The sequence below is a fragment of the Mucilaginibacter sp. 22184 genome, assembly GCF_052045695.1.
Lineage (GTDB): Bacteria > Bacteroidota > Bacteroidia > Sphingobacteriales > Sphingobacteriaceae > Mucilaginibacter.
On the sequence record NZ_JBQEPI010000009.1, the window covers coordinates 187737 to 212222 of the forward strand.

18 protein-coding genes are annotated in these 24486 nt (G+C 44.6%); 8 read left to right on the forward strand and 10 right to left on the reverse strand.

Going from position 1 to position 24486, the window contains the following annotated elements:
• The first annotated feature begins 18 nt into the window (after positions 1-18).
• Positions 19-900: a helix-turn-helix domain-containing protein gene (locus tag ACTJKG_RS20620; protein ID WP_440740299.1), complete on the forward strand. Its 882-nt coding sequence runs from the start codon at positions 19-21 to the stop codon at positions 898-900.
• A gap of 16 nt (positions 901-916) precedes the next feature.
• Entirely contained in the window at positions 917-1777 is an 861-nt protein-coding gene (locus tag ACTJKG_RS20625) for a helix-turn-helix domain-containing protein (RefSeq protein WP_440740300.1), read from the forward strand.
• A gap of 170 nt (positions 1778-1947) precedes the next feature.
• On the opposite strand, the gene ACTJKG_RS20630 is transcribed toward ACTJKG_RS20625, so the two are convergent.
• The gene (locus tag ACTJKG_RS20630; protein ID WP_440740301.1) at positions 1948-2955 is read right to left on the reverse strand and encodes an NAD-dependent epimerase/dehydratase family protein; all 1008 of its coding nucleotides are present in this window, start codon (positions 2953-2955) and stop codon (positions 1948-1950) included.
• A gap of 111 nt (positions 2956-3066) precedes the next feature.
• Here ACTJKG_RS20630 and ACTJKG_RS20635 point away from each other — a divergent pair, with 111 nt between their 5' ends.
• The 3 genes from ACTJKG_RS20635 (at position 3067) to ACTJKG_RS20645 (ending at position 6732) form a co-directional block, all read left to right on the forward strand.
• Positions 3067-4248, forward strand: coding sequence for a formimidoylglutamase (locus tag ACTJKG_RS20635; RefSeq protein ID WP_172337585.1), 1182 nt, complete (start codon positions 3067-3069; stop codon positions 4246-4248).
• 58 nt (positions 4249-4306) lie between these two features.
• Positions 4307-5479: a TlpA disulfide reductase family protein gene (locus ACTJKG_RS20640; protein WP_172337586.1), complete on the forward strand. Its 1173-nt coding sequence runs from the start codon at positions 4307-4309 to the stop codon at positions 5477-5479.
• Positions 5480-5586: 107 nt separating this feature from the next.
• A complete protein-coding gene (locus ACTJKG_RS20645; RefSeq protein ID WP_440740302.1) occupies positions 5587-6732 on the forward strand; it encodes a redoxin domain-containing protein in 1146 nt (381 codons plus the stop codon).
• 153 nt (positions 6733-6885) lie between these two features.
• Here the strand turns inward: ACTJKG_RS20645 and purD are convergent, their stop codons facing one another.
• The 3 genes from purD to ACTJKG_RS20660 form a co-directional block, all read right to left on the reverse strand.
• Positions 6886-8160: a phosphoribosylamine--glycine ligase gene (purD, locus tag ACTJKG_RS20650; protein WP_440740303.1), complete on the reverse strand. Its 1275-nt coding sequence runs from the start codon at positions 8158-8160 to the stop codon at positions 6886-6888.
• A 254-nt stretch (positions 8161-8414) separates the two neighbouring features.
• Positions 8415-8831 carry an acyl-CoA thioesterase gene (locus ACTJKG_RS20655; protein WP_076375478.1) on the reverse strand — a complete coding sequence of 139 codons (417 nt, stop codon included), beginning with the start codon at positions 8829-8831 and terminating at the stop codon, positions 8415-8417.
• 97 nt (positions 8832-8928) lie between these two features.
• A complete protein-coding gene (locus tag ACTJKG_RS20660) occupies positions 8929-9963 on the reverse strand; it encodes an alpha/beta hydrolase (protein WP_172337589.1) in 1035 nt (344 codons plus the stop codon).
• Between the two features lie 453 nt (positions 9964-10416).
• On the opposite strand from ACTJKG_RS20660, the gene ACTJKG_RS20665 reads away from it, so the two are divergent.
• Both ACTJKG_RS20665 and ACTJKG_RS20670 read left to right on the forward strand, forming a co-directional pair.
• Positions 10417-11400: an IS110 family transposase gene (locus tag ACTJKG_RS20665; protein ID WP_440740304.1), complete on the forward strand. Its 984-nt coding sequence runs from the start codon at positions 10417-10419 to the stop codon at positions 11398-11400.
• A 129-nt stretch (positions 11401-11529) separates the two neighbouring features.
• Positions 11530-12819 carry an HAD-IB family phosphatase gene (locus tag ACTJKG_RS20670; protein ID WP_172335344.1) on the forward strand — a complete coding sequence of 430 codons (1290 nt, stop codon included), beginning with the start codon at positions 11530-11532 and terminating at the stop codon, positions 12817-12819.
• Between the two features lie 68 nt (positions 12820-12887).
• Here ACTJKG_RS20670 and ACTJKG_RS20675 read toward each other — a convergent pair whose 3' ends face one another.
• A complete protein-coding gene (locus ACTJKG_RS20675; protein ID WP_172335345.1) occupies positions 12888-13358 on the reverse strand; it encodes a universal stress protein in 471 nt (156 codons plus the stop codon).
• Between the two features lie 190 nt (positions 13359-13548).
• On the opposite strand from ACTJKG_RS20675, the gene ACTJKG_RS20680 reads away from it, so the two are divergent.
• Complete coding sequence (locus ACTJKG_RS20680; protein ID WP_253952224.1) at positions 13549-14499, forward strand: tryptophan 2,3-dioxygenase family protein; 951 nt, start codon at positions 13549-13551, stop codon at positions 14497-14499.
• A gap of 211 nt (positions 14500-14710) precedes the next feature.
• Here ACTJKG_RS20680 and ACTJKG_RS20685 read toward each other — a convergent pair whose 3' ends face one another.
• The 5 genes from ACTJKG_RS20685 to recG form a co-directional block, all read right to left on the reverse strand.
• Positions 14711-16078 carry an MAC/perforin domain-containing protein gene (locus tag ACTJKG_RS20685; RefSeq protein ID WP_440740305.1) on the reverse strand — a complete coding sequence of 456 codons (1368 nt, stop codon included), beginning with the start codon at positions 16076-16078 and terminating at the stop codon, positions 14711-14713.
• A 226-nt stretch (positions 16079-16304) separates the two neighbouring features.
• Entirely contained in the window at positions 16305-18356 is a 2052-nt protein-coding gene (locus tag ACTJKG_RS20690; RefSeq protein ID WP_440740306.1) for a M13 family metallopeptidase, read from the reverse strand.
• A gap of 194 nt (positions 18357-18550) precedes the next feature.
• On the reverse strand, positions 18551-19873 hold the full coding sequence (locus tag ACTJKG_RS20695; protein WP_371742447.1) for an MFS transporter: 1323 nt from the start codon (positions 19871-19873) through the stop codon (positions 18551-18553).
• A gap of 458 nt (positions 19874-20331) precedes the next feature.
• A complete protein-coding gene (locus tag ACTJKG_RS20700) occupies positions 20332-21711 on the reverse strand; it encodes a M20/M25/M40 family metallo-hydrolase (RefSeq protein WP_172335348.1) in 1380 nt (459 codons plus the stop codon).
• A 575-nt stretch (positions 21712-22286) separates the two neighbouring features.
• Positions 22287-24386, reverse strand: coding sequence for an ATP-dependent DNA helicase RecG (gene recG / locus ACTJKG_RS20705; protein WP_440740307.1), 2100 nt, complete (start codon positions 24384-24386; stop codon positions 22287-22289).
• Positions 24387-24486 lie beyond the last annotated feature (100 nt).

The window sequence follows — 24486 nt, forward strand, 5'->3', positions numbered from 1 at the left end:
AAGGTAGTTTTTTAGGATATGCAGACCCGCCATATATTTAACCCCTTCGAGATACTGTTTCTACGGCTGGACGAATGCCCCATACGCACGCATAAACACTCGTTTTTTGAACTGGCCTATATTATGGATGGCGAGGGCACGCACAATATTAACGGCAACGATTTTAGGTACAAACCAGGCAGTCTTTACCTGCTCGGTCCGCTCACCACGCATCATTTTACGGTCGAAAAGACCACCTCTTTTGTATTTGTATGCTTCAACAACATCTACCTGAAAGGGATAACCAGCGGCAACGAAGAACAGCATAGCCCCGAAAACTGGATGCACAAGTTGGAATATATTTTTCAAAGCAAACAGGATCAGGGCGAGATCATCAGGAATGAGCGGGATAAACCTTTGGTAGCGGCTATTATAGCCGGACTTGCAGCCGAACATGAGCAAGGGCCGAACATGCAAAAGGAACTGGTACAACAACTTATCAATACGTTGATCACCATAGTGGCCCGTAATATCACCATTAAGTGCGACGCCAAAACCGGGGGCGATACAATTGCGTTACAGATCATCAACTACGTGCACCTGAACATTTACGATGCCGAACAGTTAAAAGCCGAAAACATTGCCGAGCATTTCAATATCTCTACCAATTACATCAGCGAGTATTTTAAAAAACAAACCGGCGAAAACCTGCAGCAGTTTATTATCAATTACAAACTATCGCTGGCCGAAACCAGGCTGCGCCACAGCAATATGCGGTTAAATGAAATTGCCTATGAACTGGGCTTTACCGACGAAAGCCATCTTACCAAAACATTTAAAAAATACAAGGGAGAATCGCCGGCTCAATTCCGCAAAAACATACGTGGGAACGATCGACCCATCAAATTTAAAGTAGCTTAAAACCGTACCTTTTACTATGGCTTATTTCAAGCAATTCGCTTTTAAAAAATTCGGCTTTTTTGATTTTCAGCACGATATTCTGCAAAAGCTTCAGCAGGACGACTATAGCGGCTTTATCAAAATAGTTTTTGTAAAAGCCGGGGGCAGGGTGGTGATTGATTTTACCGATTATCAACTGGAGCAGGATGCCCTGTTTTTTATCAATGTAGGGCAATATCACCAATTTTCAGAAAATTGCGTGGGTACGATGATCTATTACAACCGCGATTTTTATTGCGTGGAGATACATGATAAGGAAGTGGCCTGTGATGGCATTCTGTTTCATAATGTATATGAAATACCGGTGGTTTTGCTGAGCGCCCAATCGTCACTTACGGCACAACACATCATTGGTGAAGTAAAAAGTGAATTTGAGCGCGACGATAGTTCCATGGAAGAAATGCTGCGGATATTGCTCAAACAGCTCATCATTAAATCGACCCGGTTGTGGAAACAAAGACACCAACAGACCGTTGAAGATGCCGGTGCCGAGGCGGAATTTACCCGCACGTTTAGTCAACTGGTGGAGTGGCACTATACCCGGCACCATACCGTAGCCGAATATGCCGATTTGCTCAATATCACTCCCAAAGCGTTGAACAAACGGATTACGCGCTACAGCAATACCTCGCCAAACGATCTCATCAAAAACCGCATCATTATGGAAGCCAAAAGGTTGTTGGCGCATACCAATCTCAGCGTAAAAGAGATTGGTTATAAACTGGGTTATGATGATCCCTCCTATTTTATCCGCCTGTTTACCAAGCAGGCCAATACCTCGCCTCAAAGCTTCAGGCAGCTCTATGCCCCCCAGCCCTCTAAAGGGGGAGCTTTTTGATGTGCAGGTGCCCCTCCCCACGCGTCATTGCGTAGCGTGGCAATCTCCTCGCATTGTCATCGATGAGAATAGCTACGAGATTATTAATGTTTGTTTATTTTTAACGGCATTAATGAGCTCCTTCGGTCGGTTGTCTTCGTCGTTCCTCCTCGCAAGCAATGATATAATTGTTATTTCAATGCCTTACAAACTTCCGCAATAGTTTCGCTCACCGGTTTAAATTCAATACCGATAGCTTCCCTGATTTTTATATTATCAAAATTCCGCACCTCAGATGCTGCCCGGGCCGAGACTTTATCAATAGCTGGTGATTTGCCGGTTAAGGCCGCAATAACAGCCGCGCCGCGCCAGGCCAGGCCCATCATCCAGGGTTTGGCCAGTTTAGCTGGTGGTTTGATGCCGAAATTTTGGGCAATTTCGGTAGTCATATCTTTGTAGGTATAATTTTGGGCACTGATGATATAACGCTCGGCAGTAATATCGCTGTTCATGAGGGCTATCATGCATTTGGCTACATCCTCTGCATCAACAAAGCCACCGCTACCGCCGGTATAGTATTTAAGTCCTTTTTGTACGGTTTTGAATAATGCACCCGTACCGGATGTGCCCGCACTGGCACCTAAAATGAGGGATGGATTAACAACAACAGCATCCAAACCTTCGGCAATGCCCCGCCACACTTCCATTTCACTTTCCAGCTTGGATATGGCATAGCCATCATTTTCGGTAGATTGCTCCAAGTGATGGTTTTCGGTGATGAGTTCGCCCGGTTTAGCAATACCAATGGCCGCTATAGAGCTCACATGAACCATGCGGATGCCGCGCTCGGCGCACAGGTTAACCACATTGGCGGTACCGGTAACATTAGTTTTGATCATGGGATCTTTATCGGCCTGTTTCAAGGATACCCATGCTGCGCAATGATAAATCTGTGTAACGTCCTCCAAGGCATCGGCCAGGGCAAATATGTCCAGCATATCGGCATTCACCCATTCTATCTGTGTTTGATAAGGTGCTAAAAGAGCTGGTATCCTGGAGTTGCTCCTTTTTGTGCAACGGATACGCTGCCCCGAATTTACCAGCAGTTTTGCCAGTTCAGCCCCTAAAAAACCTGTTGCGCCGGTAACTAATATCATATGTGCAAATGTGCAGATAGATGTGCAGATGTGCAAATACATCGTCCTCACATTTATAGATCTGAAATTCGCACATTTGCACATCCGCATATTTGCACATCTGCACATCAATCACCACATTTGCACATCTACATATTTGCACATTAAAAAGTTATGTCCTTAGCTGATTTTTTTACACCTATTGATCTTAAAAAGATCGCTCCTAAAAAGGGGTATTATACCAGCCAGCTTGGCGATAAAATTGTGCATTATTCTGTCGATTTTCCCGATCTGGAAGAGAAAACCGATCTGGCCATTATCGGTGTTATGGATGATCGAAACGCTACCGGCAATCCGGGCTGTGCCCTTGGCCCGGATTATATCCGCGAAAAACTTTATCAACTTTATGAGGGCGGCTACAGTGTAAAAATTGCCGATCTGGGCAACATACGTGCCGGCGCTACGGTTACCGATACTTATTTCGCGCTTAAAACCGTAGTGGCCGAGCTCATCAAAAAAGATATCATCCCTATTATATTAGGCGGCGGGCAGGACTTGACTTATGCCCAATACCTGGGCTATGAAGATCTGGAACAAAAGGTTGACCTGGTAGTTGTTGACTCGCATTTTGATCTGGATGAAGATGATACCCAGGATGGCATTGAAACCACCTCGACATCCTATCTCAATAAAATATTTTTACATGAACCCAATTTCTTGTTCAATTTCAGTAACCTGGGTTACCAAACCTATTTTGTAAGCCAGGAAAGCCTGCGGGTAATGGATAAGCTTTATTTTGATGTGCACCGCCTGGGCGAACTGACCGGCAATGTAGCGGTTACCGAACCCGCAATACGCAATGCCAGCATGATCAGCTTTGATGTGGGTGCCATCCGGTCGGCCGATGCCATGGGTAATGCCAATGCCACGCCAAACGGCTTTTATGGAGAAGAAGCCTGCCAGCTTTGCCGCTATGCCGGTTTTAACGATAAGCTAACCTCTATTGGTTTTTATGAATTTAACCCGGCCTATGACAGCAACGGGCAAACCGCCACGCAGCTGGCTCAAATGATCTGGTATTTTATTGAGGGGGTTTATAACCGCAAGCGCGATTTTCCGCTCAACCCTAAAAGCCAGTACCTTATCTATAAAACCAGCTTAAAGCACGAGGATCAGGAAGTGGTGTTTGTAAAAAGCAAAAAATCCGACAGGTGGTGGATGCAGGTTCCGTATCCCACAGGTGGGTCCCGTAACGAACGTTTTCACCTGGTGCCTTGCAGTTATGCCGATTATAAAATGGCTGCTTCGGGCGAATTACCCGACCTTTGGTGGCGTACCTATCAAAAATTAAACTAGTTAATTATAATTCAACCGGCATTCTTGCGTTAAGAATGCTTATAGTTCTGATACTCTGATGAAGAAACTGATTTTTTCTGTGGCAGCTATGTTGCCTATATTGGCATTTGCCCAAACCTCCGATACTTTTACCCTCAATGGTAAAGTAGGCGCTATTGGCGCTCCTGCTAAAGTATACCTGATATACCAACTGGGCTCTAACAACGTGGTCGACTCGTCGAACGTAACTGCCGGTAGTTATAGCTTTAAGGGTAACATATTAAACCCCGTTAATGCAACTCTGGCACTGGATTATAAAGGTGTTGGGCTAAATAAATATATTCAGCAAAACTACCCGGATGGCGGACCATCAAATACCGCGGATGATCTGAACCTTTTTTTAGAAAAAGGTACCATAACCATCAACAGTAAAGATTCCCTTTCCAAATCCCTCATTTCGGGTTCGGTTTTAAATGACGATAACCGTCGGCTTACCGGTCAGTTAGCTTTAATCAACAAAAAAGCCCAGGCATTAATGGCCGAAGCAAAAGCAGCTACGCCCGATCAGCAAAAGACCCCTGATTTTCAGGCCAGAATGCAGGCCCGCTATAAAAACATCCAGGCCGAGCAAAAGGCAGTGCTCAAGAATTTTATTACCAACAATCCTAACAGTTACCTGAGCTTGCTGGCTATTAATTCTGTAGCGGGTCCGGCGCCTGATCCATCCGAAATTGAACCTTTATTTAATGGTTTGTCCCAGGGCTTAAAAGATTCAGAAAGCGGCAAAAACCTGAAACACGGTATCGACGCTTTAAAAGTTACCGCTGTAGGAGCCTTAGCACCAGATTTTATACAGAACGATGTGAATGGCGCGCCGGTTAAGCTGTCATCTTTCCGGGGAAAATATGTGCTGATTGATTTCTGGGCATCATGGTGCGGCCCGTGCAGGCAGGAAAACCCGAACGTGGTACGCAACTACAATAAGTATAAAACCAAAAACTTTACGGTATTAGGGGTGTCATTAGATAAACCGGAAGGTAAATCGGCCTGGCTGGCTGCTATCAAAAGCGACGGCCTGGAATGGACCCAGGTATCCGACCTCAAATTCTGGAACAATGAAGCCGCAGCGCTTTACCAGGTAACTTCTATTCCGCAAAACTTTCTGATAGATCCCGATGGTAAGATCATTGCCAAAAACCTGCGTGGTGAAGACCTTGACGCCAAATTGCAGGAACTATTTGGGAAGATATAATTTGATAGGGAATAAATAATTAGGGATATTTAGTAAAAAATAAATACCTCGTTAAAAATATCCAATAGACTACTAATTTGATAGACTATTTTTTTTATATTGCGCTTATGAATCATACCGTACTAAAAAAAATATTTTTATTAGCCCTGGCAGTAGCGCCAGCTATAACTTTTGCGCAGGATGCAAAATATACTATTCAGGGTAAAATAGGTGATAATAACGCGCCTGCCAAAGTATACCTGGAATATCGTAAAGAGGGTAAAACTATAATCGATTCGGCTACTTTAGCAGGAGGTAAGTTCCAGTTTACAGGTGTAACAGGTGCAGATCCTGTTAACGCTTACCTGGTGTTTAATAACAAAGGGAATGGCGTTAATAACTCCGATGATTACCACTCTGTTTATATTGAGCCAGGAACCGTTAATGTAACTACAGCCGATTTATTGGCCAATGCCAAAGTTGACGGTCCCAAAACCAATACGGATAACGAAAAATACAAACTGGCTCAAAAGCCGATAAATGACGCTTACGAGGCCCTTGCCGCTAAGCGTAAGGCTGCTACGCCAGCGCAACAGGCCGATCCGGCGTTTGCCAAACAACTATCTGCCGAAGAAAAAGCTATTGATGATAAGAGCACGCTTGTTGATAAACAATTTATTAAAGAAAACCCTGACTCCTATATCAGCCTGAACGCGCTGGAAGGCTATGCCTACAGTGCCGACTATGTAGATATTGAACCTTTATTTAATGCCTTTACACCCGCTGTAAAACAAACAGAAGCTGGTAAAAAATTCGCCGAGCGTTTGCCTAAACTCAAAGCGGTTGCTTTGGGTGCTACAGCGCCTGAGTTTGCCGAAGCCGATACCAGCGGTAAGGAGATCAGCCTGTCATCATTCCGTGGTAAATATGTGCTGATTGATTTCTGGGCATCCTGGTGCGGCCCTTGCCGCAGGGAAAACCCGAATGTTGTAGTGGCTTATAATAAATACAAAAACAAGAAATTCACTATCCTGGGTGTGTCTTTAGACAGGCCAAATGCTAAAGAAAAATGGATCGCGGCTATCCACAAAGACGGCCTGACCTGGAATCATGTATCCGACCTTAAATTCTGGGATAGTAAAGCTGCCGCCCTCTACGCGGTGCGTGGCATCCCTCAAAACTTTTTACTGGATCCCAACGGCAAGATCATCGCCAAAAACCTGAGAGGCGAAGACCTGGAAAAGAAGCTGTCTGAAATTTTTGGGAAGATTTAGGTGGTTCATTAGTTCATTGGTTCAGTTGTTCATTAGTGAACGCGGACAAAAAAGCCAGATCGCTATTTAAACGATCTGGCTTTTTTTTATGAGATGATGGCGTTATTAAACTACCATGCCACCAATGAACTAATGAACAACTGAACCAATGAACTACAAGAGGTCAAACCCGATATCTCTTCTAAAATACATGCCATCGTAGTAAATGCGGCTGGCATCGGCGGTGGCTTGTTGTAGGGCTTTAAACATGTTATCCTGCAAGGTAGTAATGGCCAACACGCGGCCACCAGTGGTGATCACGTTATCGCCATCGGTTGAGGTACCCGCATGAAAAACAATGGATTCATGAATATTCTCGGTTCCGGTGATCACTTTATTTTTGAGATATTCGCCGGGATATCCGCCTGCTACCATTACTACCGTAGCCGCAGTTTTAGGGCTGATGATCAGTTCTTTTTCATTCAGATTGCCTTCGGCAACACCTTGCAGCAGATCAACAAAATCCGAGTCGATGCGGCGCATTACGCTTTCGGTTTCCGGGTCGCCCATGCGGCAGTTGTATTCAATAACCCAGGGTTCGCCATCGCTGTTCATCAAACCAATAAAAATAAAGCCTTTGTAAGGGATGCCATCCTTCTTTAAACCTTCGATGGTCGGGATAATCACTTTCTCTTCTACCTTTTTCATATAGGCAGCATCGGCAAATGGTACCGGCGAAACGGAGCCCATACCACCGGTATTCAGTCCGGTATCGCCTTCGCCAATACGTTTGTAGTCTTTGGCTTCGGGCAATATTTTATAGCTGTTACCATCGGTCATTACAAAAACCGAAAGCTCAATGCCTGTTAAAAATTGCTCTATGACTACACGCGAGCTGGCTTCGCCAAATTTGGCTTCGGCCAGCATTTCTTTAAGCTCCTGCTGAGCTTCTTCAAGCGTGGTGCATATCAATACACCTTTACCGGCTGCCAGTCCATCTGCTTTCAGTACCACAGGTAAACCCGCGGTAGCCAGGTAGGTTAAACCTTCCTGCAAAGTCTCTTTGGTAAAAGTTTTGTAAGCAGCTGTAGGGATGTTATGCTTTTGCATAAACTGTTTAGAAAAATCCTTGCTGCCTTCCAGTTGGGCGGCTTCCTGTTGCGGACCAACAACCGGGATGTTTTTCAGCTGCTCATCGTTCAGGAAAAAATCGTGCACTCCTTTTACCAGCGGTTCTTCGGGGCCAACCAATACCAGGTTGATGCCGTTGCTGAGCACAAAAGTTTTGATGCCCTCAAAGTCGGTAACTTTGAGGTTAATATTGGTGCCATATTGCGTGGTGCCGGCATTACCGGGCGCAATAAAAAGGTTTTGACACTTTGGGCTTTGAGCAATTTTCCAGGCGAAGGCGCTTTCCCTTCCGCCCGAACCGAGGATCAGGATATTCATGGCGGCAAAGATAGTTATTTGACATTAAGTTTGGGGTGGTAAGAATAGAACGCGGTATCGACTCACCCCGACATCGCTGCGCTCGTCCCCCCTCTCTTCGCCTGCGGCGGAAAGAGGGGGGATAAACCTTTTTCCCCGCGCGTCATTGCGAGGAGGAACGACGTGGCAATCCCCGACTTGCAGAGACGCTCTGTAAGTCGGGGATTGCCACGCTGCGCTCGCAATGACGTTTGTAAAGCTTTACTAATTACCAATTAAACTTCCAGCACCGGTGCATCCTTTATTTTTTCCAAAACAGATGCCGGCAAATAAGGCCTGCCGCCAGTAGCGGGCACGCAGGTGCCGGTAAATACGGCCTTGGTCATCACCTTATTATTGAGGATGATGGATTGTTTAAAATGCAATTTTGGAGCGCCGCCTTTATCGGCAAAAAGCTCGCAGGTAACGCTGAAGTTATCACCTTTTTTCAGCGACCTTAAAAAGCTGATGCTGTAGTTTGACAGTACCATATACACACCATTTTTGGCTTCGATTTCAAAGTCGAAACCCAACACTTCGCGGATGTAATCATGCCTGCAGTACTCCATGTAAAAGGGGTAATACAAGCCATCCATAATTTCCTGAACATCGATGTGTTCTTCCTTCGCAACGTAATTTTTAGAATATTCCATAAGTATGTATTTTAATAGGGCAGGACGGCAAATATATAAACTAAAAAATCCCGGCTATATTACAGCTGGGATTTTTATTACGGGTATTTTGTAAAAGTTATTTAGCTAATGCGTTCTTCAGCTCGGAACCGGCCTGCAGCATAGCCGCTTTAACGCCAGGAACGTGTGCCAGCGGGTTAAGTAAGCCCCAATCATGTATCATACCATTAAAGCGCAGAGATTTTACCGGTACACCGGCTTCGTCCAATTTGCGGGCATAAGCTTCGCCTTCATCACGCAACACGTCATTTTCGGCAACTTGAACAACAGCAGGGGGCAGATCTTTTAATTGTTCAAGGGTAGCCTGTAGAGGTGACGCATAGATTTCTTTGCGTTTGTTGCCATCGGTAGTATAGTTATCCCAGAACCACTTCATCATGTTTTTGGTGAGGAAACGGCCGGTAGCAAACTGGTTGTATGATCCGGTTTCAAAATTGGCGTCGGTAACAGGCCATAATAGCACTTGTAATTTAATTTTAGGACCGTTGTTGTTTTTGGCCATCAGCGAAACCACAGCAGCCATATTACCGCCCACGCTATTACCGGCAACGGCCAGGTTTTTACCATCTACACCAATCTCGGCACCATTTTCGGCTACCCATTTGGTAGCGGCATAAGCCTGGTTAATGGCGGTTGGGTATTGCGCCTCTGGCGATGGAGTATAGTTTACAAATACCGCGGCTGCGCCGGATGCCACCACCAGGTCGCGAACCAGGCGTTTGTGTGTAGGGAAATCGCCCAGTACCCAACCGCCGCCATGGAAAAACATAAACACCGGCAGCACACCTGTTGCACCTGCAGGTTTCACAATATCTAATTTGATGTCTTGTCCATCGGCAGTAATGTTTTTTTCGGTAACGTTGATATCAGCATAATCAAACTGTACCGATTCCTGTGCGCCGGTGAGTACCGCGCGGGCATCAACGGGTGAAAGTTCTTCCAATGGTTTACCATCGCCCGAGTTAAGCACATTTAAAAATGCTTTAACATTGCTTTCAATGTGCGTATCCTGAGCCGGATCAATAGGTTGAACGCCTGTAGTTAAAGTAAGGATAATTGAAGCTGGTTTGCTGGTGTTGGCTTGTGTTTTCATGATGTTATGTTTTAATGTTTTGTGTTTTTTTCTTTTGACATAACAAAGGTATGGCGCCAACCAAGGCTACTCAATGCACGGATGTAGACACGTATAGGACATTTTTCCCCAAGCCCCCCAGCCCCCTAAAGGGGGAGCGTTTTGATGGGCAAATTTCTTTCCTCTATGTCATTGCGAGGAGGAACGACGAAGCAATCTCATAGCGTTCAATATTCGAGCGGAGGAGATTGCCACGCTGCGCTCCTTTAGATTAGCATAATTATTATATTGAATTATTTGATTGAGAAAGAAGCAGGGTAAACTATGCTTCGCTCCGGGTTAGTGACTCACATTGCGATTAAGACCCTGCTTCCTTTTCATCAATATGCTCAGATAGAAATTCGGGCTGAAGACCCATTATTAAGGAGTTGAGCAATGTTGATGATCTCAATCGTTAACTTTCATTACAAACTTATGCAAAATCAAACAATTGTTGGTATCGACATTAGTAATCTTACCTTGGATATCTGTATCCGTAAAGACAACCAAAATCAAACCTTTATTATTAAGAATGAAGTAAAAGCTATTCTTGGTTTCTTTCGCTCTTATCAAAAACATGAGTTGCTGATAGCTATGGAGAATACAGGCCGTTATAACTGGCCTTTGTATGAGGCTTTAGCCCAGTTACACCAGCACAGGGTATTCGTAGTGTCTCCATTACATATTAAAAAAAGCATCGGTTTAGTTCGCGGTAAAAGTGATAAGGCTGATGCCTTACGTATCGCCCTTTTTATGGAGAAACATCATCGTGAGCTGCATCAATGGAAGCCTTCTCCGGTTAGCATTGAAAAAATGAAAATACTGTTAGCAGAAAGATCCTACCGGATGAAAGTAAAACGTCAATTGCTTAGTCAAAAGACCGATTATCCAAGGATGAAAAAAACGGGCCTGAACAAAACACTATCGGTAATGAATAAAAAAATGGCAGACTTAGCTAATGAACAGATAAAACTGATCGAGTCCGCTATTCAAGACCTTATTCATACAGATGAGCAATTAGCTAAGCAAGCGGCTTTGATACGCTCTGTCCCTGGTGTAGGAAAGGTACTAAGCTGGATGATGTTAGCTAAAACAGCGGGCTTTACAACAATCACAGAGCCTCGCAAAATGGCCTGTTACAGTGGTGTAGTTCCGTTTGACCATCAATCCGGCACTTCCATAAGAGGTAGAAGTAAGGTGTCTGTATATGCCGATAAAGCCATTAAAAGCGTATTGCATCTGGCTGCTATGAGTGCAATACGCTTGAAGAATGACCTTGGTGAATACTTTCAAAGAAAGGTAGCCGGTGGGAAAAATAAAATGTCTGTCTTAAATGCCGTAAGAAACAAAATCATACACCGAATCTTTGCTGTCATTAAAAACCAAATACCTTATCAAAACCTTTTGCGTGTTTCATAGAAATACAGCAATGACATAATTATTTTTATATCGAAGACGATTCTACCTGGCAGGGTATATTAATTCTATAGAATCAATATATTATTACCTTACATCATCAGCATTTTTTTTCGCACATTTGCACCCAAGATGGAGCAGTACTTTATTATTGATTTCGACAGCACGTTTACACAGGTTGAGGCCCTTGACGAACTGGCCCGCATTTCCCTCAAAAACCACCCAAACCGGGAAGCTATTTATCAGCAGATAGAAGACCTCACCAACGCTTCGATGGAAGGCAGGTTATCCTTCACGCAGAGTCTCGAAAACCGGGTTAAACTGTTAGAGGCCAACCGCGATCATTTAAAGCAGCTGATCAGTCATCTTAAGAAAAAAGTATCCACTTCATTTTCGCGCAATACTATTTTCTTTAAAAATCACCAGGATGAAGTACTCATTGTATCAGGTGGTTTCAAAGAATTTATTACCCCGGTAGTTACCGAATACCATATCAAAAAAGAAAACATCTACGCCAATACTTTTGTATTTGACGAAGATGGCAAGATCATCGGTTACGACCGCGAAAATCCCCTATCTCAGGAAGGCGGCAAGGTTAAATTACTGAAAGAACTGCAACTACCCGGTGATATTTATGGCATTGGCGATGGCTATTCCGATTTCCAGCTGAAGGAGTCGGGCATGATCAAAAAATTCTTCGCCTTTACCGAGAATATCGAGCGTAAATCGGTAGCCGAAAAAGCAGATCATATAACGCCCAGCTTCGACGAGTTTTTATACCTCAATAAATTACCACGCGCCATATCGTACCCTAAAAACCGCATCAAATGCCTCATTGTTGGTAATGTGGATGATGACGCGCTGGCGCAGATGAAAAAAGAGGGTTACAACCTGCGCCACCGCGAAAGCGTTGAAGAAAAATACCTGGAAGAAGCCGGTGTTTTGTTTTGCGACCAAGCTAATCAGCCTACTCCCGAGCAGGTTCAGAACGCGGGCAGATTAAAAGTTATCGGTATTTTTGGTAAATGCAACCGTAAGTTGGCGGATGCGGCCACCGAAAGCGGTATCATCATTTTTGATGATCCGAAGCATAATCCTCACAATAACGATTTTATACCCCGCCGGGTAATGGCTTTTATGAACGAGGGCAAAACACATACCAGCTGTAACTTCCCCGATCTGCAACCGCCACGGGTCAACAATGCTCACCGACTAATACACATCCACAAAAATATACCGGGTATACTGGCCAAGATCAACGAAGTATTTGCCCGCCACAATATCAATATAGTAGGCGAATTTTTGGTGACCAACCCCCAGATAGGTTATGTAATTACCGATGTTAATACCGGCTATGATCCGCAGGTACTCAACGAGCTAAAAGCTATTGAACATACTATTAAATTCAGGTTACTTTATTAGGATCGAGGATCGTGTTGCGAGGTTCGGGAAACACTTTTAATGACTGATTCCGGCCACAAGAACCCTAACTATTCCGCAAAGGGTACCACAAGCACAGGAACTGCCGAATGACGTACCACGTGCTCGGCTACACTGCCAATGAGCAGGCGGTCAAAGCCCGAGCGTTTGTGTGTGCCTATTATAATCATATCGGCATTAAACTCTTTGCAGCAATCAATGATCCCCTCAGCGCGGGAGCCGTATTGTTTAAAAGCTGTTATCTCCAGTCCATCGCCAAACTCTTTGATGGTGCTGTTTATAAGCGCTTCTGTCTGATTAGTTTGCACCTCACTTAATTCCACCTCCTGGATGCCGAATGTGCTATCCATGGGTATCCCTGTTAAATTATCAGCAGGTGTTGAGGGTATTGCAATTGGCTCGATGATGTGTACCAACCCCACGGAGGCTTTATAATCACGGGCCATATCAAAGCCATAAGCGGCGGCATTGCGCGCATAAGCGCTATCGTCAATACCTATTAGTATTTTACTGATCTTCATGAGGGTTAATGTTTTTGATCAGAATTTACAGAATTTTAAAATTAACAGAATCATGAAGTACAATTCTGAAAATCCTTAAATTCTGAAAATTCTAATCCAGACACCTATAAAGACATTTACATTTTAAAAATGTTTCCGTTTTTTACAGATATCACATCAATTTGCCGGTATCTCATTTTTATTACCTTTGATGATGCATTTCCATCCAGAAATTGAAGATCGCCTGGCACGTTTGCAGGAAAAATATGAAGCCATGGGGCAGGACATGACCTCCTATCTCGATGGTTTACTACACGCCGATTTTTTAACCTACTGGGATTATATCCACCTGGATACGCTCCTGAGCCTGCAAAGTCCTAAAACACCATTTCCCGACGAGGAGATATTTATCATGTATCACCAGATTACCGAATTGTATTTTAAACTGGCCCTGCATGAATGCCGGCAAATTGCCGAAGCACAACCACTTACGGTGGAGTTTTTTACAGCACGATTAAAGCGCATCAACCGGTATTTCGGCGCCTTGACTCAATCCTTCGAGATCATGGTCGACGGGATGGAGAAGGAACAGTTCCTGCAATTCCGGATGTCATTGCTGCCGGCCAGCGGATTCCAGTCGGGCCAGTACCGCATGATCGAGATATATGCCACCGACTTTATCAACCTGGTTGACAAGGATAAACGCCAGGAACTGAGTACGGCCACTATCGAAGACCAGTTTGAGTACCTGTACTGGAAATTTGGCGCTACCGAATTATCTACCGGCAAAAAAACACTTACCCTAAAACAGTTCGAGAAAAAATATTCCAAAACATTTATTGAGTTAGGCAAAGCCAGTGTTAACCATAATTTTAACGCTCTGGCTCGCCAGTTTGAAACCGCCGGACAATTGCCGCCCGAACTAAAGCAGGAGCTTAAACAATTGGATGTAAACGTAAATATCAACTGGCCGTTATCTCACTATAAATCGGCGGTACGTTATCTGAACCGTGAACCCGAGGAGATCAAAGCCACCGGTGGCACCAACTGGCAAAAATACCTGCCTCCCCGTTTCCAGAAACGCATATTTTATCCAACGTTATGGACTGCCGATGAACTGGATAACTGGGGCAAAGCCTGGGTGGAAAGCGTATTGGCTTAAAGCAGAAAGCCTAAGGCTGAAAGCAAAAAGCAAAGTCATCCTGAACTTGTTTCAGGATCCCACAGGACAGTTAGCTTGCTCGCTCCTTACTTTGCTCGAGGGATGCTGAAACAAGTTCGGCATAACGTTACCAATAAATAAAAAATGCCACCCGAAACCAGGTGGCATTTTTTATCAGACGTATGTGATACGTCTATATCAATATCATCAATTACATATCCGGACCAACTACGTAAGCGCTTATGCCGTTTACGTTTCTTAACGGTTTAAAGTTAAAGTGGTAAAGGGCCTTTACCTGCAGGTTAGGGATGTAACGAATGTAAGAACGCTCCCTGAAGTATACTTTACCGGTTTGGGTATCATTAATAATGCCGTTATCTGGCGATATAGTTTCGCCCATGGCATATTTACTTAAGTCGGCAGCGCTGTAATGAACCATCAGTGAGGTATTAAACTCAAATAAGCCGTTAAGTACGTCCTGATTTGGGATATAGCGCAGCGCGCCGTCCATTACAATATACACCTGGCCGGTATTGTCGTTACGAGTAAATTGTCCTTCGGGCAGTGATGGGGGCGCAGGAGTAATATTAACCTGGTGATCTTTTAAATATTGGTCAACATAAGCTTTAACAGCTGCGGATTTAGCCGGATCGGCAATTAATGCGTAAATAGGTATTAATCCATCTTTTTTAATGTCAATCAGTTCAGCATTGTCAAAGTTGGTGCTGTTTTGCCATGCGCTGTAATCAATTACCGGTACCACCTGGTTAAAGGCTACTGTACCAACAATTTCTTTAGTAGGATCGCCGCCATGAGTGATATAATGTAAGTACTGATTGTAGTTGGAGCTGCTTTGTGCGTGGTTGGTGTTGATATCCGTTTTTAATGAAAATAATAAGCTTATTTTTTCATCTAAACCGGCAGAAGCAGCACTTTTGCGGTCAGAAGATTTAGTTTCTGATTGATAAGTAACTTCCAGTTTTGCACCCAGCATAATGTCCGAAAGTACAAACGCACCGTATTGGGCTACCAATTGCTGAGGCGTAAGCGCGGCGGCGTCCTGCACAAAGCTTGGCATTAAATAGCTTTGCAATAAAGCAGGAGTAGCGTTAAATTTCAATTCTTTCTGTTGCATTAACAAGCTATAGCTACCATAAATATATTTGGAGCTAAAAGAGTTTGAATTAGAGTAAGCTGCTGTAATAGAACCTTTAAATACTGCAAAACCTGTTGTAGCAGTTAAATGGGCCGACAGGTCTGAAGAGTAAGCCTGCGCGTTTTCGCCGTAAGAGAATACCGCGTTCCTGGTAGTATTCAATTGCGTTACAACCCGCGATGCATCAGCAGCCTTAAGCTTGGCAATATCAATTACCTGGAATGTTGTTGCGCTTGAGTTTCCGTATTCGCCGGTTACATCATAACCAAAACCCAATACGTCCCATACATGATCTACAGCTGATTTGGTTTGTAATTTGTTTGGTGTGGATGGAGATTCGGCCTGCCCCGGTTTAACCTGGCTTTGTTTAGAGCATGACCATAGCATACCCACTAAAGGGATTAAGAATAAAAATTTTTTCATAAAAAGTGATAAAATTTAATATTTGATTTTGGCGCAAACATACAATAATAACACTATCTATAAAGACATAAATTACATTATTTAACAATAATATAATCATAATAATATCACACATAATCACAATCAATTACCGGCCAACGAGTTACCATAAATAAAAAAGCCACCCAAAATCAGGTGGCTTTTTTTATTTTTTATCGCCCGTATTCTCGCAGGCAATTATTATATCTTACCAAACTTTTACACGCTCATTTTCGGGGCGATAAAGTTTGTCGCCGGGTTTGATGTCAAATGCTTTGTAAAATGCCGGGGTGTTTGACAGCGGCCCATTCACACGATACATTTCTGGCGAATGCGGATCGACACTGATACGCATTCGCATGGTTTCGTCGCGGGTTTTGATGCGCCATACCTGGGCAAACGACAGGAAGAAACGCTGATCTGGTGTAAAGCCATCGATCTTGGCGTCACCTTTACCCTGTTCTGTTCTCTTGAATGCTTCGTAAGCGATAGCCAAACCACCAATATCGGCCAGGTTTTCGCCTTGGGTAAGGCTGCCGTTTACGTGCAGATTGTTCAATACCGTAAATTTGTTGTACTGCTCAATCATCAGGCCTACACGGCTTTTAAATTTGTCGGCATCGGCTTTTGTCCACCAGTCTTTCAGGTTACCATCTTTATCATACTGGCGACCCTGATCGTCAAAACCATGCGTCATTTCGTGACCGATAACCGCGCCTATAGCACCATAGTTAATGGCATCATCAGCATCCTTATCAAAGAAAGGAAACTGTAAAATACCCGCCGGGAAAACAATCTCGTTAAAGGTAGGGTTATAATAAGCGTTAACCGTTGGAGGAGTCATACCCCATTCGGTTTTGTCAACCGGTTTGCCTGCCTTTTTAATCATCTCATTATAGTGGTGACGGGCAATAGATTCCTGGTTTTTGTAATAGGCATCCTTGCTGATCTGTACATCATCATAAGTTTTCCATTTATCCGGGTAACCGATCTTCTTGGTAAAAGCGGCCAGTTTAGCCAGGGCTTTAGCCTTGGTTTCGGGGCTCATCCAATCCAGCTTTTCAATGCGGTCTTTATATACCGCTTGCAGGTTGTTTACCAGGGCAAGCATGCGCTGTTTGGCATCCGGCGTAAAATATTTCTCTACGTAAAGCTGTCCCAGCAGCTCTCCTATACCACCATCAACCGTTTCAATAACGGTTTTCCAGCGCTCCTGTTCTTGTTTTTTACCACTCAGGGTTTTACCGTTAAATTCAAAGTTGGCATCTCTGAAAGCTTTACTTAATGCGGTGGAGGCATTATCCAAAGCCGTAAAAGTGGCTTTATCTTTCCAAACCTCAATTGGTTCAGATTTTAACAGACCATCCAATGCTTTAAAATAAGCCGGCTGACCCACCAAAACGGTATCCGTATTTAGCTCCATCCGTTTAAAAGCATCTTTCAGATCAATGTCCGGAATCTGTTTTTGCAAATCGGCAACGGCGAACTTGTTGTAATTCTTCACGGGGTCGCGCAGTTCGGTTGGTGTCAGGTGCGATTTGGCTATCAGCGTTTCCAGTTTTAAAATACCCTCGGCCTTTTTGGTAGCTGTAGCTCCGTCAACACCGGTTAGGGTGAATAACTTAGTTATATATTTTACATACGCAGCACGTATTTTAACCGTAGCCGAATCGCTGTTGAAATAATAATCGCGGTTAGGCAAGCCCAGGCCAGCCTGGTCAAAATGGGCAATGTTCTGATTACTGATACGATCATCAGGCGATACATAAAATCCCAGCAAAAAACCGCCGCCTTCTTTGTAGCTATCGGCAGCCAGGCTTACCAGCCCTTTATAATCCTTTACCGCGGCAATTTTTGCCAGTACAGGTTTTACGGGTTCATAACCCAGCTTTTCGATACCTACAGTATCCATACCACTGGTATACAGATCGGCCACCTTTTGCTCCTTGCTGCCTGCAGGGTTATCCTGTTTGGTAATTTCCTCCAGTATTTTGTGCAGATTTTTCTGATTATCGTCATACAGGGTATAAAACGACCCCCAGCCACGTTGCGACGCCGGGATCTCAGTTTTCTTTACCCAGGCGCCGCTGGCGTACAAATAAAAATTGTCGCCAGGTTTTACCGTGGTATCCATACCGGTTTTATCAAAAAATACGGTGCGTTTTGGAACATCATCTGTCGATGACGATTCCTTTTTTTGGCCGCATGACGCTAATATGGCGACAGGGATAGCCGCCAAAGCCCATTTTGTGATTCTCATAAATTGTTTTTTAAATGTCAGTCCTAAAAAATCTAAGTTATAAAGTTCAATTGATAATAACTAAGACGCGGCCGACACATATCTGTTACATCACAGATTTAACTTCAGAAAGCCATACTTCAATCTTACTTAAAGAAAAGGACTTAAACTATAAATTTCAGAACCCTCTCCTTTGGAGAGGGCCGGGTGAGGTCTTACACTTCAGTTTTTACCTCCACTTCCGGCGGATGTATTTCACTGAGCGATAGCGGAATGAGTTTTTTGGTTTTCAGAAAAGTTAAGCCAACAATAAGCATGGTCATGGTACCTCCAAAAAGCACGGCCGGTATGGTACCCAGTAACCTGGCTGCCACACCCGATTCAAAATCACCGATCTCGTTAGATGAGCCTATGAACATGGAATTTACTGCCGAAACCCGGCCGCGCATATGATCGGGTGTTAGCAATTGCATTAATGTGCCCCGGATGATCACACTTACGCTATCAAAAGCCCCCTGCAAAAACAAGAATACCAGCGATACATAAAATATGGTCGACAAGCCAAAACCAATAATACATAAGCCAAACCCGGCCACGGCTATCAGCAGGTTACGCCACGGTTTATTCATGGGCGAAAAACGGATCATGATGATCATGGTAAGCGCCGCGCCAAATGACGAAGCCATACGCATAATACCCAACCCTTCGGAACCAACCTTTAATATATCCAAGGCGTAAACGGGCAACAAGGCCACTACACCACCAAAAAACACCGAGAAAAGATCAAGACTCATGGCATAAAACATGATCTTATTGGTAAATACAAATTGTAGCCCCGCCCGCAGGCTTATCCATATATCTTCCTTTTTCACAAACACCGGCGGATAAGAACGCAGCATATACACCAAAACAAGTGATATCAGCATAAAAAATAGCGTTAAACCCATGGTTGCCGTAATGCCTGCCAATCCCGGAATAATATGACCGGCAAAACCATATATAAACCCACCCATGAGCGGCCCTACAATGGAAGCTATTTGCCAGCTTGAACTGCTCCAGGTACTCCCGTTAGGGTATAAGGATTTGGGGATACTTTGCGCGTAAATAGTAAATGTGGCCGGCCCATAAAAAGCTCTCGCCAAGCCATTACAAAATATCATGGCATAAATAATTACCAGGATCATGGTGATGCTCAAATGCGGAGCCATGCTCCGGAGTGTGGCTATAAATATCACCAGTGACGATAAAAATACGCCTGCGAATAATATAAGCAGCATTTTACGCTTCTCATACTTATCGGCAATATAGCCGCCGTAAAGCGCTATACCTACCGCTGGTATGGCCTCGCTCAAACCAATATAGGCCAGCGCCATTTTGCTATGTGTTAACTGATAAATGTAGAAACCAAGCACAACGGTTTGCATTTGGTACGCGAGGGTGAAACAAAAGCGCATGCCAATGTAAGATCTGAAATCTTTGTATCGCAATGCTGCAAAGGAATCTGTTTTCTGGGGTTTACTATCTCCTTCTTCGGCCACTGTGTTGTTTTAGATGTACTGCAAATTTACAATACCATTCTGGGAATATTCAATACGATGACCTATTTTTTATTGGACAAATAAGGGTAATTATTGGTGGGGATCTCATGCTGAGCTCCGTCGAAGCATGATGGGTGGGTCTTTGCGCACGAGTCTTTGACAGGCTCAGACTCGCGGGGTTTATTTCCCGGGGCGTTCCCCTCCTGCCGTCGGGTCAGGCTATCCGCTCATACTGCGCGGGGCCTTAGCCACAAGGCCGGTATCCGCTACTATCCTTAACGCGAGCCGCAATAAAAAGCCGCCTGTGAGGACACAGGCGGCGGGAAAAAAAGAGGCGCATGTGATGCGTCTCTACAAAACTCTTACACTATTTGATCACTCAAACCATCTGCACATCCGGAATTCGCACATCTGCATATTTGAAATCTGCACATCTACATATCCGCACATTTGCACATCTACAACCCATGCTGATCTATCAGGTAAATAAACGCGGCCATTCCAGCGGCGCCCAATTCCAGTTCGCGTTTGTTCACGTTTTCAAATACGTCATTTGGCGTGTGGTGAATATCAAAATAACGCTGAGAATCGGGGCGGTAGCCGATCAGTACTACGCCCGGCAGTTTTTCTTTCATCGGTTCAATATCCGTACCACTACCGCCAATGGTTAGTTTATCAACCTCGTAGGGTTCCAGTATAGCTTTATACTTATCGTTGATGTTTTTAATAAAATCTTTGGATACCCCGTCGAAACTAAACCCACGTGGTGTAAAACCACCTTCGTCAGTTTCTATGGCCGCAATATGCTGTTCTTTATTCTGCGCAGCCAGTTCGGCGTATTTGGTGCCACCTTTATGGCCATTCTCCTCGTTCATGAAAAATACGGCGCGTATGGAGTTTTTAGGGCGGTAACCTGTCGCTTTAAACAGGCGCAGCACCTCGGCCGATTGCATTACACCTGTGCCGTCGTCATGAGCCCCTTCGGCCAGGTCCCATGAATCCAGGTGACCACCCACGCTGATAAATTTATTAGGATTTTCGGTGCCGGTTAACTCGCCGATCACGTTGTAGGATAGTACATCGGGTAGCAACTGACAACTTTGTTTAAAGTAAAATTTTATTAGCGGTAGCTTGCGTAAACGCAGCATATTGCTCAATTTATTGGCTGCCTTGGTTGATATGGCTGCTGCAGGGATCTGCTGCGTACCCGGACCAGACAAAGTAGCGCCGGTATGAGGATAATCATCGATACTTTCAGTTAGCGACCTTACAATAACCCCAACAGCGCCATATTTGGCCGCTACAGCAGGGCCCATAAAACGCTGATCGCCAGCCATACCATAAGCATGCCCGGTTTCGATAAAGCGGGGATCGAACGCGCGGTTAAAAAAAACGATTTTCCCTTTGATCACGTTTTCGCCCAAAGTTTCCAACTCTTTTAAACTGTGTACTTCAATCACATTTGCAGTGATACCTGCTGCCGGGGTGGCCACCGTCATACCTAAGGCAGCAATGGGCACTGGTATACGGGTTTTACCATCAATAATAAACGCGGTTTCCTTTTCACCACGAACCCAATGGGGTACCATTACCTCCTGCAGATAAACTTTATCAAAGCCATAACTTTCCATCAATTTCTTGCTCCACTCCACCGCTTTTTGCGCATTGGCCGATCCGCTTAAACGGCCACCGATGTTTTTACACAGGTAACGCAGGTTTTCATAAGCCTTGCCGTTTACCAGGGCCTCGTCATAAATTTTGCGGATAGTTAAGGAGTCCTGCGCGTGGAGCAGAGAAGCTGTAAAAAGCACAGCCAGGGATAGGGAAAGTTTCTTCATGTGATATTAAGATCAGTTTTAACAAATGTAATATTTTACAGGAAAAAGGAGTATACGGAATATCATTCTGCGGTTACATTTCCAAACCCCATCGGGGTCAAAGCTTTGTAGAAAAATTACAGTTTCAAAACCAGTGCCGTAGGTACTACACTCAAGTTGCATACCTACGGCATGCTAAATACTTATTCGCTGGTTACTACAAAGCTTTTACTCCTACGGAGTACCTCTCAAGGGGGGATTCGCACGACCCTTTTCTTTTTTACTCTTCCGCCATTGCGCTCGTTTGCAACGAGTGCTTAATGTGGCGCGGCGATTGCATCGCCATTGCGTTTTAAACGCAAACCCAGGTTAAGCACTCGTTGCAAACCTTAAGTGTTGGGAAGACATAAATTTATACCAAACGCTGTCATTTCGATGAGCAGAAGCTGAGGTCTGGGCACGAGGGCGAAGAGAAATTTTATACGATTTGCTTATCTCGACGTATAAGATTTCTCCTCGTACCTCGTTCGAAATGACAACTTTTTCTTCTTCCCAACACTTGAGGTTGCAAACGAGCGCAAGTTATCATCGCTATATCACGAGATCTTATCCCAGCTCAATCCCGCGTTTTTTGTTTCGAAGGCGTGGTGCAGCACCTGGTTTTCGGGAAGGGCCAGTTGCGGATCTTTTTCAAAGATCTGTTCAACGGTTTTACGCACTTTGATCAGCAGTTCCTGGTCTGTGGCCAGGTTTGCTACTTTCAAGTCGAGCACGCCGCTTTGCTGGGTACCTTCCAGGTTGCCGGGCCCGCGCAGCTGCAGGTCGATCTCGGAAATTTCAAATCCGTTATTGGTTTTTACCATCGTATCCAGCCTGATCTTGCCATCGTGGCTCAACTTATGGCTGCTCATCAAAATACAATAGGACTGCTCGGCTCCGCGCCCTACCCTGCCACGCAGCTGGTGCAACTGCGAAAGACCAAACCGCTCGGCATTTTCAATGATCATGACCGAGGCATTGGGTACGTTAACCCCCACCTCAATCACTGTAGTGGCTACCATGATCTGTGTTTGACCTTTAATAAAACGCTGCATTTCAAATTCCTTGTCTACCGGCTTCATTTTGCCGTGTACAATACTTACCCGGTAATCGGGCAGCGGAAACTCTCGCGACATGACCTCGATGCCATCCTCCAGATTTTTCAGATCGAGTTTTTCACTTTCCTGTATCAGCGGGTATACTACGTAAATCTGCCGGCCCAGGGCTATCTCCCTTTTCATAAAACCAAATACCCGCAGGCGCTGATTTTCATAAAAATGAAGCGTTTGGATAGGTTTACGGCCAGCCGGTAATTCGTCAATCACCGATACATCAAGATCGCCATATAAGGTCATGGCCAAGGTACGCGGAATAGGCGTGGCGGTCATCACCAGTACATGTGGCGGTATTATATTTTTGCGCCATAGCTTGGCCCTTTGCTCTACGCCAAAACGGTGCTGCTCATCAATCACCACAAAGCCCAGGTTTTTGAACTGTACCTTATCCTCGATGAGCGCGTGCGTGCCGATGAGTATTTTGAGATCGCCGCTTTCCAGTCTTTCGTGTAATATTTTACGATCTTTTTGTTTGGTGGAGCCGGTAAGCAGTGCCACTTCAATAAAATCGTCGCCAACCAAATTTTTTACGGTTTGATAATGCTGCGTGGCCAAAATTTCAGTAGGCGCCATAATACAGGTTTGGAAGCCGTTATCAACCGCTATCAGCATGCTCATGAGGGCTACCACGGTTTTACCACTGCCCACGTCACCTTGCAGCAAGCGGTTCATCTGTATGCCACGCTGGGTATCCTGCCGGATCTCTTTCAATACCCGCTTTTGCGGCGTGGTAAGTTCAAAAGGCAATTTATGATGATAGAAATCATTAAAATAATGTCCCACTGTACCAAAAACATTGCCTTTGAATTTTTGAGTATGCAGCAGCTTATTACGCAATAATTTAAGCTGCAACAAAAACAGTTCTTCGAACTTTAAACGCAAAATAGCTTCGTTCAGCAAACGCGCATCTGCCGGGAAATGGATATTGCGGTAAGCCTCGGCCCTGCTGATGAGTTTGAATTTTTGAATGATGTATAGCGGCAAATTCTCGCGAATATCGCGGGCATGCAGCTCCAGCAAGGTGGAGGTGATCTTCTGGATGCCCTTACTGTCCAGCTGAAACTGCTTGAGCTTTTCAGTGGAGTTATATACCGGTTGCAAGCTGGCATTACCCTGTCGTTGCGCACCCGGCGAGTACACCTCCATTTCGGGATGAGCCATCTGGGCCTGTCCGTTAAAAAAACCAGGCTTACCAAAAACAACATAAACTTGTCCTGGAACGATCGTTTTTTCGATCCAGTTGACCCCCTTGAACCATACCAGTTCCAGCAAACCGGTATCGTCTTTAGCCATAACTACCAGACGCTTGGTATGCTTTTCACCAACCACCTGTTTGTTTACAATGCGGGCCAGCACTTGCACATAAGGTAAGTCGGCCTGGATATCCTTTATCTTATAGAAACGGGTACGGTCGATATACCGGAACGGGAAATGCCGCAGAAGATCCTCGAAGTTGGCGAGCGCCAATTCCTTTTTCAACACCTCGGCGCGGGACTGGCCCACTCCTTTCAGATATACAAGCGGTGTTTGAAAAGGATCCATAGATAAGAGGTTAAGCCTCACCTAAATCCTCTCCAAAGGAGAGGACTTTTATATGCGTATTATTTAATTTTTGACTCCCTCTCCTTTGGAGAGGGCTGGG